This is a genomic window from Streptomyces griseus subsp. griseus (assembly GCF_000720255.1).
GTDB lineage: Bacteria > Actinomycetota > Actinomycetes > Streptomycetales > Streptomycetaceae > Streptomyces > Streptomyces griseus_I.
Genome location: NZ_JOJE01000007.1, coordinates 178323 through 190951, shown reverse-complemented (window position 1 = coordinate 190951; position 12629 = coordinate 178323). Strand labels below are relative to the sequence as shown.

Here is a 12629-nt window from a genome sequence, read left to right as displayed (position 1 = left end):
GGAGCGCACCGCCCCGGGTGACGGCAACGGCCGCACGCGGGCCGCACGCTCTTCGGAGCAGCTACGCCGAGCTGCGGCGCACCAGCGTCGTCGGCAGTACGACGCCCGTCGGCATGCCCTCGCCGCCACCTCCGCCGCATCCGTTGAGCCGGCGCAGCAGCAGGCGGGCCATCAGGCGGCCCGCCTCCTCTATGTCCTGACGGATGGTCGTCAGGGGCGGGTCGGTCTGTTCGGCCACCGCGAGCATGTCGTCGAAGCCGATGACGGCGACGTCGTCGGGCACGCGGCGCCCCTGCTCGCGCAGGACGCGCAGGGCGCCGGCGGCGGTGAGGTCGTTCGCGGCGAACACGGCATCGAGGTCGGGGCAGCGGGCGAGGAGTTCACGCATCGCGCGCTCTCCCCCGGCCGGCGTGAAGTCGCCCTCGGCGACGCGTCGCGGGTCGGCGTCGGGCAGGACGTCCCGGAAGCCGTCGAGCCGGTCCACCGCGGAGGTCTGGTCGAGCGCCCCGGTGATGTGCGCGACGCGCTCACGGCCGAGGCCGATGAGGTGGCGTACGGCCTCGCGGGCGCCGCCGCGGTTGTCGCTGTCGACGTACGTCACCCCACCGCGGCCGTCGCTCCAGCCGGGCCGGCCGCCGAACACGGTCGGGACGCCCGCGCCCTGGATCAGGCCGGGCAGCGGGTCGTCGAGGTGGAGGGAGAAGACCAGGGCCCCGTCGACATGCCCGCCGGCGAGGTAGCGACCGACACGGGCGTGGTCGTCACGCCCCTCCGTCAGCAGCAGGACGAGCTGGCTGTCCTGGGCTGTCAGCTCCTTGCTGATGCCCCGCAGTTGCAGTGCGAAGAACGGGTCGGCGAAGACGCGGGTCTCCGGTTCGGCGATGACGACGGCGACGGCGTCGTGCCGCTTCGTCACCAGACTGCGGGCTGCCTGGTTCGGGACGTAGCCGAGTTCGTCCACGGCCCGCCGGACCCGCTGGACGAGCGGCTCCCTGACCCCGTCCCCGCCGTTGACCACCCGGGACACGGTCGCTCGCGACACCCCCGCCAGCGCGGCCACGGCCTCCAAGGTCGGTCGCGGCGCGGTGTCGGTCACGTCGGGGCTCCTCATCCGTGGGTGCGGATCAGGATAACTCTGGCACGGAGAGTGGCGTGAGAGCGCTCTCCGATCTCAGTGCTCGTCCGGGGCGTGCGGCTTGTGCGGGTTGTGCGGTTCGTGGGGTCCGTGCGGCTCGTGCCCCGGGATCGTGCCGTCCGGTTTCTTCACGAGGAACAGGCCGACCATCCCCATGTCCGCGTGGCTCTGTACATGGCAGTGGTACATCCACGCGCCGGCGCCGACCCCCTCGCCCGCGATCACCTGGAAGCCGAAGGAGTTCGCCGGGCCGACGATCTTGTTGTCGATGACCTGGCTGGGGTCGTCGGGGCCGGTGAGCGTGCCCGTGCGGTTGTCGGCCCAGCGGTGACCGTGCAGGTGGAAGGTGTGGTAGTACTCGCCGTGCGTGATCATCACGAACTCGACGCGCTCACCGACGGTGGCCTCGAAGTTCGGCCCCGCGTGCGCGAGCTTGTTGTTGATGCTCATGTCGTTGAAGACGACGGTGAACGTCCGGTCCGGCAGCACATCACCCTTGCGGCGCACGACGACAGGGCCGTAGAGGCCCTTGCGGATGCCGCCGGTGCCGTGCTCTGTCCCCAGGACGTGGTCGTGGTAGTGCCAGTAGCCCGCGCTGCCCGCCCGCCAGGTGCCGTCCTCGCGCCGGCCGGGTGCGTGAGTGCGCCAGGTGTAGGTACGGGTGGCGCCGGGAGCGACCTGACTGTTGTTCAGTCTGGTGCCGTCGCTGGTGATCTCGTAGTCGAGGCCGTGGACGTGCAGGCTCACCGCCACGTCCATCGTGTTCTCGAACTCGATGTGCAGGGTGTCGCCCTCGTTGCACTCGATCAGGGGGCCGGGAATCGTCGCCGCGCCCTTCTCGAAGCCGTACCCCATCTGCCCGTCGCGCAGCTTCTCGGCGTACAGCTTGAGGTGCCGCACCTCGCCCCCGGCCGGGGCGGTCGGCGCCGGCGCGGCGGCGGCCACGGCCTCCGGGGCCAGGGAGAACGATGTCGCGGCGGCGGCGCCGCCGAGCAGCACTCGCCGGTTGAACCCGCGTCTGTCCATGCGGAACTCCCCATCCTGGTGCGGATTTCACGGAGACGGACCTGTGATGAACCGGTGAGACCGTACCGGCCCCGCCCGAGTTTATCCACAGCCAGGACAAAGTTCGCGTCATTGCGGTCATAGGTATTGGCGTGCCGTGCAATGGGGTCTAGCTTCCTTGGCGCTGTCGCTGTGACCAGGGAGGTGCCCATGCACTTACGAGGGTTGAGCACAACAAGCGCGAGAAGACGGGCCTGGGTGACGGCCCTGACCGCCGGTGTCCTCACCGCCGGACTGGTCTCGGGCCCGCCCGCCGGGGCCCTCCCGGCGCCGGATCCGCCCACGACGAAGTTGGCCGTCAAGTCACCGCCGGGCGGGGCGGACGTACGGGTGCTGGTCTTCCACGGCTCCGCCGCGGCCGGCGACGAGTCGCCCGTCGTGAACGCCGGTATCGAGGCGATCGAGCGGATCGGTCTGTCCGGCCCGCAGAACCAGCGCTTCCAGGTGGAGGCCACCGACGACGCCTCGGTCTTCACCGATGCCACGGAGCTGGGCCGCTACAACGCCGTCGTCTTCCTCACCGGGGGTGGCGACGTCCTCGACCCGGAGAGGCCGCCCGCACCTCGGGCGTCGGCAGGCCCGGTCACACGGAGGGCTACCGCCCGCTCTTCGACGGCAGCGCGTCCTCCTTCGCCAAGTGGCAGCAGGTGGGCGGCGGTTCGTTCGCGCTCAACGCCGACGGCTCGATGACCAGCGGCACCACCAGGGCCGGCATGGGCATGCTGTGGTTCCCGCAGCGCAAGTACGGCGACTTCTCGCTGAAGCTCCAGTGGCGTGACGACGCCCCGGGCACCGGCAACGCCAACTCCGGTGTGTTCGTGCGCTTCCCGTGGGTTCTCGACCACCCGGAGGAGTCACGGCCGGAGTGGGTCGCCATCGAGTACGGGCACGAGGTGCAGGTGCTGGACCGGCCCGACGGCGACATGTACAAGACCGGCTCCGTCTACGGCTTCGACCGGGTCGGGCTCGCCGGCGCCGGGGTCACCCAGAAGGGCACCTGGAACGACTACGAGATCCGCGTGGTCGACCAGCACTACTCGGTGTACCGCAACGGTGCGCTGATCAACGAGTTCGACAACGCCGGCGGCCAGGACTTCTCCCCGCCCAGGGCGGATGATCCCGGCACGGACGGGCGGCGGTTCGCCTCCGGCTACATCGGACTCCAGGTGCACGGCACGACGGACGTGGTCTCGTACCGGGACATCCGGATCAAGGAGCTGTAGGGGGCCCCTCCTTCGGCTCCTTCTTCGGCGCCTTCTTCGCGCGGCTCGGCTGTACCCGTCTGGGTTCGCCCGGCATCTTCGGATACTCGGGCGGGTACGGCAGATCGCCGAGGCCGTGGTCGTGTTCGTCCTTCGTCGCCAGCTCCAGCAGCGCGTCGAGGGAGTACGCGTGATCGTCCATGTCCGCGTGCACGTCGCCGAGTTCGGCGAAGCGCGCGGGCATGGTCGCGAGGTCGAAGTCCTGGGGGCGCGCCTGACCGACCTCGTCCCAGCGCAGGGGCGCGGAGACGGGGGCGTGCGGGCGGGGCCGTACGGAGTAGGCGGAGGCGATGGTGCGGTCGCGGGCGGTCTGGTTGTAGTCGATGAAGATGCGCGCGCCGCGCTCCTCCTTCCACCACTTGATGGTCACGTGCTCCGGCATGCGCCGCTCCATCTCGCGCCCCACGGCGATGGCCGCGCGCCGGACCTGGGTGAAGGTCCAGCGGGGTTCGACCGGCACGAAGACGTGGATGCCCCGGCCGCCGGAGGTCTTGGGCCAGCCGCGCAGTCCGCCGAACTCGTCGAGGACGGCGCGCAGTTCGTGGGCGGCGCGGACGGCGTCGTCGTAGTCGGTGCCGGGCTGCGGGTCGAGGTCGATGCGGAGTTCGTCGGGGCGGTCGACGTCGTCGCGGCGCACCGGCCAGGGGTGGAAGGTGAGGGTGCCGTACTGGGCGGCCCACACCACGGCGGCCTCCTCCGTGGGGCACATCTCGTCGGCGCTGCGGCCGCTGGGGAAGGTGATGTGGGCGGTCGGGATCCAGTCGGGCATGTTCTTCGGCGCCCGCTTCTGGAAGAACGACTCCCCCGTCACCCCCTCGGGGTAGCGCTCCAGGGTGGTGGGCCGGTTGCGCAGCGCACGCAGGATGCCGGGCGCGACGGCCTGGTAGTACCGGGCGAGATCCAGCTTGGTGAAGCCCCGCTCCGGAAAGAACACCTTGTCCGGACTGGACAGCCGCACACTCCGCCCGCCCACCTCCAACTCCACCGCATCACCCATGCGAGCCACGGTAGGCCCACGGCACAAACCTCGCACACCGGACCGATGGCGCGCAGAATCGGACCATGGATCTGCCGGTCATGCCGCCCGTGAAGCCGATGCTCGCCAAGTCGGTGGCGAGGATTCCGCCGGGCATGCAGTACGAGGCGAAGTGGGACGGGTTCCGGGCGATCGTGTTCCGGGACGGGGACGAGGTGGAGCTCGGGAGTCGTACGGGGAAGCCGCTGACCAGGTATTTTCCGGAGCTGGTGGTGGCGTTGCGGGAGCGGTTGCCGCAGCGGTGTGTGGTGGACGGGGAGATCGTGATCGCACGGGAGGGGCACCTCGACTTCGACGCGCTGACCGAGCGGATCCATCCCGCCGACTCACGGGTGCGGATGCTGGCGGAGCGGACGCCGTCGTCGTTCGTGGCGTTCGACCTGCTGGCGCTGGGGGACGAGTCGCTGCTGGGGGTGCCGCTGAGCGACCGCAGGGCGCTGCTCACCCGCGCGCTGGCAAAGGTGACGCCTCCCGTGCATCTCGCGCCGGCGACGACCGACGTCGAGGTGGCGCAGGGGTGGTTCGAGCGGTACGAGGGGGCCGGGCTGGACGGGGTGATCGCCAAGCCGCTCGGGGTGCGCTACCTCCAGGACGAGCGGGCCATGTTCAAGGTGAAGCACGAGCGCACGGCGGACGTCGTCGTGGCGGGCTACCGCCTCCACAAGAGCGGACCGGTGGTGGGCTCGCTGCTGCTCGGCCTGTACGACGAGCGGGGCGCGTTGCAGCACGTCGGTGTGTCGGCCGCCTTCCCCATGAAGCGGCGCGCCGAGCTCATCGAGGAGTTGGAGCCGCTGCGGATGGACGACGTGACCGGGCACCCCTGGGCGGCCTGGTCGGACGAGGCCGCCCACGAGACGGCCCGGCTGCCCGGCGCGCCGAGCCGCTGGTCGGGCCGGAAGGACCTGTCCTGGGTGCCGCTGCGGCCCGAGCGGGTCGCCGAAGTGGCCTACGACCACATGGAGAACGGCGCGCGCTTCCGGCACACGGCCCGCTTCCGCCGCTGGCGCCCGGACCGGACCCCCGAGAGCTGCACGTACGCACAGTTGGAGGAGCCGGTCCGCTACGACCTCGCGGAGATCTTCGGCGACAAGGGCTGAACTACGGGGACCGGCGCCACAGGGGTTGCCTCACGGCTGCATCAGGACCTTGACCGCGCCGTCCTTCTTCTGCTGGAACATCCGGTACGCGTCCGGCGCCTCGGACAGTGAGATCCGGTGCGTCGCGAAGTCGTCGACGCCGAGCGGGTCCTCGTCGGTGAGGTACGGGATGATCTCATCGCTCCAGCGGCGTACGTTGGCCTGGCCCATGCGCAGCTGGATCTGCTTGTCGAAGAGGGTGAGCAGCGGCAGTGGGTCCGCCATGCCGCCGTACACGCCGGACAGCGAGATCGTGCCGCCGCGCCGCACCAGGTCGATGGCGGTGTACAGGGCGGCGAGCCGGTCGACGCTGAAGCGTTCCGCGAGCGGAGCGCCCAGCTTCCGGGGCAGCATCGCGGAGGCCTGCTGGGCCAGCTTGGCGGCGGCGCTGCCGTGCGCCTCCGTACCCACCGCGTCGATGACGGCGTCGGGGCCGCGCCCGTCCGTCTGGTCGCGGATCGCCTCGACCAGCTCCTTCTCGTGGTCGAAGCTCCGGATGTCGTAGGTCTCCACGCCCCGGTCGCGGGCCCGGCGCAGCCGCTCCGTCACCAGGTCGACGCCGAACACCCGTCCGGCACCGAGGGCCTGGGCGACGCGGCAGGCCATGTCGCCGATGGGGCCGAGGCCGAGGACGGCGATGCTGCCGCCCTGGGGGACGTCGGCGTACTTGACCGCCTGCCAGGCGGTGGGCAGGACGTCGGAGAGGTAGAGGAACCGGTCGTCCGCCGGCCCCTCGGGGACCTTGATCGGCCCGTACTGCGCCTGCGGGACCCGCAGGTACTCGGCCTGCGCGCCCGGCACCGCGCCGTACAGACGCGTGTAGCCGAACAGGGCGGCGCCCATGTGTTCGCTGGTCACCTGGGTGGTCTCGCACTGCGTGGGAAGTCCCGTGAGACACATCCAGCAGTTGCCGCAGGCGATCTGGAACGGGACGACGACCCGGTCGCCGGCCTGGAGGTCCGGCACCGCGGCGCCGACCTCCTCCACGATGCCGATGGGTTCGTGGCCGAGGATGTCGCCCGGCGTCATGAACGGGGTGAGCACCTCGTACAGGTGCAGGTCGGAGCCGCACAGGCCGGTGGAGGTGACGCGGATGACGGCGTCCGTCGGCTCCTCGATCCGTGGATCCGGCACCGTCTCCACCCGCACGTCCCGCTTGCCCTGCCACGTCACTGCCCTCATCGCGCCGCGCTCCCTCCGTCGGGTCCGGTACGTCCGGTGCTGTCCGGTTCTGCGTTCCGCCCGGGTACCCGAACGCCCCACACCGAACCACCGCGTACGGCGAACGCCCTGTGCGCTGAACGGCCCTGTCCGCGCGCGCGACCGGAATCGATCGGGTATGTGCAGCGATGACCAGATAAGCGCACAATGAGTGACACACGCGATGGGCGGTAACGGTGGGCAAGAGACTCAGGGCACGCGCGCGACACACCGCGACGACGGCGGGGCTGCTGACCGCCGTCGTGTCACTCTCGCTGGTGGCGGGCTGCACGGGGAGCTCCGCCCCGCCCGACGACGGTCGTGGCACGACCCGGGCGCCGACGCGCGGCCGGACCGCCGCCCCCACCCCCACCGCCGAGGGCTCGGTACTCGCCGTGAAGATCGACAACGCGAGCGCGGCCCGCCCGCACACCGGCCTGGACTCCGCGGACGTCGTCTACGCCGAGCAGGTGGAGGGCGGGCTGAGCCGGCTGATGGCGGTGTACGCCACCCGGCTGCCGAAGGCGGTCGGCCCGGTGCGCAGCGCCCGCGAGTCCGACCTCGAGCTGCTGCGCCAGTTCGACCGGCCCAGGCTGGCGTTCTCCGGCGCGCAGAGCAAGCTGCTGCCGCTGATCGACCGGGCGCCGCTGGTCCCCGAGCCGCCGGGCCGGGCGTCCGGAGCCTACTTCCGCGACTCCGCCAGGCCGGCCCCGCACAACCTGTACCTGCGCCCCGAGGGGCTGCTGCCCACCGCGCCGGGCGCGGCCGCGCTGACCACGGGCTTCCAGGTGGGACCCGCACCCGCGGGCGGCAGGGCGCAGACCTCGTTCACCGTGCGCTACCCGGCGGCCCGTTTCACCTTCACCTGGTCCGGGACCGACAAGGGCTGGCGGGTCGCGATGGACGGGGCCGCCGCCCGGACGACCGACGGCGGGCCGCCCGCTCCGCCGACGGTCGTCGTGCAGTACGTGAAGGTCCGCGCGTCCGCCTTCCACGACTTCCTGGGCAACAACACGCCGTACACCGAGACCGTGGGCTCGGGGACGGCGAAGGTGCTGCGCGACGGGCGGGTGTACGACGTCGACTGGAAGCGCCCGAAGGCCGAGGACGGCACACAGTTCACGACGAAGAGCGGCCGGCCGGTGAACTTCGCCGAGGGCCAGGTATGGGTGGTCTTCGCGAAGAAGTGACGGCAGGCCGAGGCGCCCGGCGGACCCCGGGGTCAGCTCGGGGTCGCGAGCGGATCCGCCGGGTTGCGCAGTTCCTCCGCCGCGTCCGAGACCCGTCGGATCAGGTCGAAGAACACGGTCTGCTCGTCGACGGAGAGCGGGGCCAGGAAGACCTGGTTCATCCGGGCCGTGCGTACCGTCAGCTTGCGGTGGGTGCGTACGCCGTCGTCCGTGAGGCGCAGCAGGGAACGGCGGCCGTCCTGCGGGTCGCGGACCTTGTCGAGCAGCCCGCGCCGGCCGAGCCGGCTGATCACCTCGGCGATCGTGGACCGGTCGAGCCCCACCCGCTCCCCCACCGTGCGCTGGTCCAGGCCCGGCTCCGCCACCAGCGCGTTCAGGACCGCGAACTGCGGGGAGGTGATCTCCTCCGAGACCATCGTGTTCCACAGCAGGTAGTGCGCCTGCTGCAGTCGCCGGGCCAGGTGCCCGGGGTGGGCGGTCAGGTCCACCGCGGCCATGTGCACTCCCCTGGTTCGCATCGGTTCATATTAGTTGGTGCACTGAACAATACCCACGGATGAAGCTCTTGACTGCCCTCTTGACTTGCTGGCAGCGTGAAGACAACCTCACTGAAATACTCAGTGCCCTGATTAATCACGGGTCGGGGCGCCCGGAAGAGACGGGGCTGCACGGATGGACGAAGTAGTTCTCACCCAGCACGACATCGACCAGGAGATCGCGGCCGAGCACGCCGCGTACGAGAAGCGGGTCGCCGAGGGTGGTCCCGTCGAGCACCACCCGCGCCGCGACTACGCGCCCTACCGCTCGTCCCAGCTGCGCCACCCCCGGCAGCCGCCGGTCACCATCGACGTGACCCAGGACCCGGAGCTGGTGGAGCTGGTCTCCCCGGCCTTCGGCGAGCGGGACATCACCGAGATCGACAACGACCTGACCAGGCACCACCGGGGCGAGCCGATCGGTGAGCGCATCACCGTCTCCGGACGGCTCCTGGACCGGTCGGGGCGCCCGATCCGCGGTCAGCTCGTCGAAGTCTGGCAGGCCAACTCGGCCGGCCGCTACGCCCACCAGCGCGAGCAGCACGACGCCCCCCTGGACCCCAACTTCACGGGCGTGGGCCGTACCCTCACCGACGACGACGGCTTCTACCGCTTCACCACGATCCAGCCGGGCCCCTACCCGTGGCGCAATCACGTCAACGCCTGGCGCCCGGCCCACATCCACTTCTCGCTCTTCGGCACGGCGTTCACGCAGCGGCTCGTGACGCAGATGTACTTCCCCAACGACCCGCTCTTCGAGTACGACCCGATCCTGCAGTCCGTGACGGACGACGCCGCCCGGCAGCGCCTGGTCGCCACCTACGACCACAGCCTCTCCGTGCCCGAGTTCTCCCTCGGCTACCACTGGGACATCGTGCTGGACGGCCCGAACGCCACCTGGATCGAGGAAGGACGCTGACCCCCATGACCAAGATCGACACAAGCAGCCCGGAGTCCGTGCTGCCCACCCCGTCGCACACCGTGGGCCCCTTCTACGGGTACGCGCTGCCGTTCCCCGGCGGCGGAGACATCGCGCCCGTCGGCCACCCGGAGACGATCACCGTCCAGGGATACGTGTACGACGGCGAGGGCAGGCCGCTGCCGGACGCCTTCGTCGAGCTGTGGGGGCCCGACCCCGACGGCAACCTGCCGCAGGTGGACGGCTCGATCCGGCGCGACCCCTCGACCGGCGGCTACCTGGGCCGCAACGGCGTGGAATTCACCGGCTGGGGCCGCATCCAGACGGACGTCAACGGCCACTGGTACGCACGCACGCTGCGGCCCGGGGCACGGGGACGCAGCGCGCCCCACCTCAGCGTGTGCGTGTTCGCGCGCGGCCTGCTGGTGCACCTGTTCACCCGGGTCTACCTGCCGGGCGACGAGTCGGCACTCGCCACCGACCCGCTGCTGGCCCGTCTGGAGCCGAGCCGCCGCGACACGCTGATCGCCGCCGAGGGAGGCGACGGCACGTACCGTTTCGACATCCGCCTTCAGGGCGAAGGCGAGACGGTCTTCCTGGAGTTCCAGTGACTCCCCCGCCCTTCGGGCGGGAGGTGCCCCCGGACGAGTCCGGCGCCGGTCTGCTCGCCCCCGGCTGGACCGGCTCCCCCGCCGCTTCCGCGACGAGCGACGGCGCCTTTCTCAGGGCGCTGCTCGACGCGGAGGCCGCACTGACCCGGGCACAGGCCGCGCTGGGACTCGCCCCGGCCGCCGCGGCGACCGCGGTGACGGAGGCGGCCGGCTCCGACGGCTTCGACGTACGGTCCCTCGCCGGGCGCGCCCGGGCCGGCGGCAACCCGGTCATCCCGCTGGTCGGCGACCTGACCCGGGCGGTCGGCGAGGAGTACGGCCCGTACGTGCACCGGGGCGCCACCAGCCAGGACATCGTGGACACGGCGACGATGCTGGTCGCGGCACGCACCCTGGACCTGGTCCTCGCCGACCTCGCCCGCACCGAGCGCGCGCTGGCCCGGCTGGCCGCCGCGCACCGCGACACCGCGATGCCGGGACGGACGCTCACTCAGCACGCCGTACCGACGACGTTCGGCCTGAAGGCGGCCGGATGGCGGCAACTGGTGCTGGACGCGCGGGACCGCCTGACGGTGGTACGAGACCGGCTCCCCGCCCAACTGGGAGGGGCGGCCGGTACGTTGGCCGCGTTCACGGCGTACGGCGCCGACGCCCCCCTCGCCCTGCCCGCCGCCTACGCCCGTGAACTAGGGCTCGCTGAACCGCTGTTGCCCTGGCACACCCTGCGCACCCCGATCGCCGACCTCGCCGGCTGTCTGGCCTTCACGGCCGGGGCACTGGGCAAGATCGCCGCGGATGTGCTCGTTCTGGCCCGCACCGAGATCGCCGAGGTCGCGGAGGGCAGCGGCGGCGGCTCGTCGGCCATGCCGCACAAGGCGAACCCCGTACGGTCCACCCTGATCGCGGCCGCCGCCCGGCGGGCACCGCAGCTCGCGGCCACGCTCCACGCGGCGCTGGCGGCGGAGGACGAGCGGCCGGCCGGGGCCTGGCACTCCGAGTGGGAGCCACTGCGGGACCTGCTGCGGCTGGTCGGCGGTGCCGCCCGCGACGCCGCCGAACTCACCGGGGGGCTGCGGGTGAACGCGGACACCATGCGCGAACACCTCGGCCTCACCCATGGGTTGATCGTCTCCGAGCGGCTCTCCGCCGAGCTGGCGGGTGTCCTCGGCCGCGCCCGGGCCAAGGAGCTGCTCACCGACCTCGCCCGGCGCACCTGGGCCGAGGGCAGACCGCTCTGGGAACTCCTCGCCGAGGAAACCGAGTTGAAGGACATCGACCTCGACCTCGACGAGATCGCCGACCCTGCCCGCTACACCGGCTCCGCCGGAGCCCTCACCGACCGTGCGCTGGAGCGACCTTGACCGAGAAACTCCTCAACCACCATGCGGAGGGGCCCGCTTCCGCTCCCCCGCTGCTGCTCGGGCCCTCGCTGGGCACCTCGTACGCCCTGTGGGACGGGGTCGCGCCCGAGCTGTCGGCCACCCACCACGTGGTGCGCTGGGACCTGCCGGGGCACGGCGGTTCGGCGGCTGCCCTGATCGGCCCCGGCGCCACGGTCGGTGACCTCGCCGACCGGGTGCTCGCACTGGCCGACGCGCTCGGACTGGAAAGGTTCGCCTACGCCGGCGTGTCGCTGGGCGGCGCGGTCGGTCTGCATCTCGCGGTGCACCACCCCGAGCGGGTGTCGTCCCTCGCCGTGATCTGCTCCTCGGCCCACTTCAACGGCGCGCAGCCGTGGCAGGAGCGGGCCGCGCTGGTGCGGCGCGAGGGGCTCGCCTCGCTCGCCGAGAACGCGGACGCCCGCTGGTTCACGCCCGGGTTCACCGTGCCGGAGCTGGTGGAGGACCACCGGCGCGCCGACCCGGAGGCGTACGCCGCCTGCTGTGACGCGTTGGCCGCGTTCGATTTGCGGGACCGGCTCACGGAGATCTCCGCCCCCACCCTGCTGATCGCGGGACGGCAGGACCCGGCGACACCCCCCGCCCATCTGCGGGAGATCGCGGACGCGGTGCCCGGCGCGGCGCTCGTGGAGCTGCCGGGTGCCTCGCACCTGGCGCCCGCGCAGTGTCCCGAGGCCGTCCTCACCGCCCTGCGCGCCCACTTCGGCGGGGGCGCGGGGCGTGGCATGGAGGTACGCCGGCAGGTGCTGGGCGACGCCCACGTGGACCGGGCACAGGCCCGGCAGACGCCGTTCACGGCCCGCTTCCAGGACTTCATCTCGCGCTACGCCTGGGGCGAGATCTGGACCGATCCGACGCTCAGCCGCCGCGAGCGCAGCATGATCACCCTGACGGCGCTGGTCGCGCACGGCCACTACGAGGAGCTGGCCATGCACGTGCGGGCGGCCCGGCGCAACGGGCTCACGCCCGAGGAGATCGGTGCGGTGCTGCTGCAGACGGCCGTGTACTGCGGGGTCCCGGCGGCGAACTCGGCGTTCGCGACGGCGCAGCGGGTGCTGGCGGAGGAGGACGGTTCCTGACCTCCGGTTCGGGTGCCCCTGCTGGTCGTAGGCTCGGCAGCAGCTCGCTCAGGGCGGCGT

At 71.9% G+C, this 12629-nt stretch carries 11 protein-coding genes and 2 pseudogenes; 8 read left to right on the top strand and 5 right to left on the bottom strand.

Annotated features, from left to right (window positions below; genetic code table 11):
* Nucleotides 1-61 precede the first annotated feature (61 nt).
* The gene (locus IG99_RS13455) at nt 62-1096 is read right to left on the bottom strand and encodes a LacI family DNA-binding transcriptional regulator (protein WP_037673342.1); all 1035 of its coding nucleotides are present in this window, start codon (nt 1094-1096) and stop codon (nt 62-64) included.
* Nucleotides 1097-1171: 75 nt separating this feature from the next.
* The gene (locus IG99_RS13450) at nt 1172-2161 is read right to left on the bottom strand and encodes a multicopper oxidase domain-containing protein (RefSeq protein ID WP_037673341.1); all 990 of its coding nucleotides are present in this window, start codon (nt 2159-2161) and stop codon (nt 1172-1174) included.
* A 189-nt stretch (nt 2162-2350) separates the two neighbouring features.
* Here IG99_RS13450 and IG99_RS13445 point away from each other — a divergent pair.
* Together IG99_RS13445 and IG99_RS13440 are read left to right on the top strand one after the other, a co-directional pair.
* A pseudogene (locus IG99_RS13445) lies at nt 2351-2752 on the top strand (ThuA domain-containing protein); the annotation flags it as partial.
* Nucleotides 2749-3423: pseudogene (locus IG99_RS13440) on the top strand (3-keto-disaccharide hydrolase); the annotation flags it as partial. The pseudogenes IG99_RS13445 and IG99_RS13440, both read left to right, overlap by 4 nt.
* On the opposite strand, the gene ligD reads toward IG99_RS13440, so the two are convergent.
* Nucleotides 3410-4459, bottom strand: coding sequence for a non-homologous end-joining DNA ligase (ligD, locus tag IG99_RS13435; protein ID WP_037673337.1), 1050 nt, complete (start codon nt 4457-4459; stop codon nt 3410-3412). The pseudogene IG99_RS13440 and the gene ligD overlap by 14 nt on opposite strands.
* 65 nt (nt 4460-4524) lie before the next feature.
* Between ligD and IG99_RS13430 the strand changes: the two genes are divergently transcribed.
* Nucleotides 4525-5595, top strand: a complete 1071-nt coding sequence (locus tag IG99_RS13430; protein ID WP_037673333.1) for an ATP-dependent DNA ligase — start codon at nt 4525-4527, stop codon at nt 5593-5595.
* A gap of 30 nt (nt 5596-5625) precedes the next feature.
* On the opposite strand, the gene IG99_RS13425 is transcribed toward IG99_RS13430, so the two are convergent.
* Complete coding sequence (locus IG99_RS13425; protein ID WP_037673330.1) at nt 5626-6816, bottom strand: zinc-dependent alcohol dehydrogenase; 1191 nt, start codon at nt 6814-6816, stop codon at nt 5626-5628.
* Nucleotides 6817-7031: 215 nt separating this feature from the next.
* On the opposite strand from IG99_RS13425, the gene IG99_RS13420 reads away from it, so the two are divergent.
* Nucleotides 7032-8024, top strand: coding sequence for a DUF3048 domain-containing protein (locus IG99_RS13420; protein ID WP_051865327.1), 993 nt, complete (start codon nt 7032-7034; stop codon nt 8022-8024).
* Nucleotides 8025-8056: 32 nt separating this feature from the next.
* Here the strand turns inward: IG99_RS13420 and IG99_RS13415 are convergent, their stop codons facing one another.
* Nucleotides 8057-8521, bottom strand: a complete 465-nt coding sequence (locus IG99_RS13415) for a MarR family winged helix-turn-helix transcriptional regulator (RefSeq protein WP_037673327.1) — start codon at nt 8519-8521, stop codon at nt 8057-8059.
* Between the two features lie 175 nt (nt 8522-8696).
* Here IG99_RS13415 and pcaH point away from each other — a divergent pair, with 175 nt between their 5' ends.
* The 4 genes from pcaH to pcaDC are packed head-to-tail and all read left to right on the top strand — an operon-like array spanning nt 8697 to nt 12569.
* Nucleotides 8697-9479 (top strand): protocatechuate 3,4-dioxygenase subunit beta, encoded by a 783-nt coding sequence (gene pcaH / locus IG99_RS13410; RefSeq protein ID WP_037673326.1) that lies wholly within the window; start codon nt 8697-8699, stop codon nt 9477-9479.
* Nucleotides 9480-9484: 5 nt separating this feature from the next.
* On the top strand, nt 9485-10090 hold the full coding sequence (pcaG, locus tag IG99_RS13405; RefSeq protein WP_037673324.1) for a protocatechuate 3,4-dioxygenase subunit alpha: 606 nt from the start codon (nt 9485-9487) through the stop codon (nt 10088-10090).
* Nucleotides 10087-11451: a 3-carboxy-cis,cis-muconate cycloisomerase gene (pcaB, locus tag IG99_RS13400; protein WP_107055905.1), complete on the top strand. Its 1365-nt coding sequence runs from the start codon at nt 10087-10089 to the stop codon at nt 11449-11451. Before pcaG ends, pcaB begins: the two co-directional genes overlap by 4 nt.
* Nucleotides 11448-12569, top strand: coding sequence for a bifunctional 3-oxoadipate enol-lactonase/4-carboxymuconolactone decarboxylase PcaDC (gene pcaDC / locus IG99_RS13395; protein WP_037673322.1), 1122 nt, complete (start codon nt 11448-11450; stop codon nt 12567-12569). Before pcaB ends, pcaDC begins: the two co-directional genes overlap by 4 nt.
* Nucleotides 12570-12629: the final 60 nt, after the last annotated feature.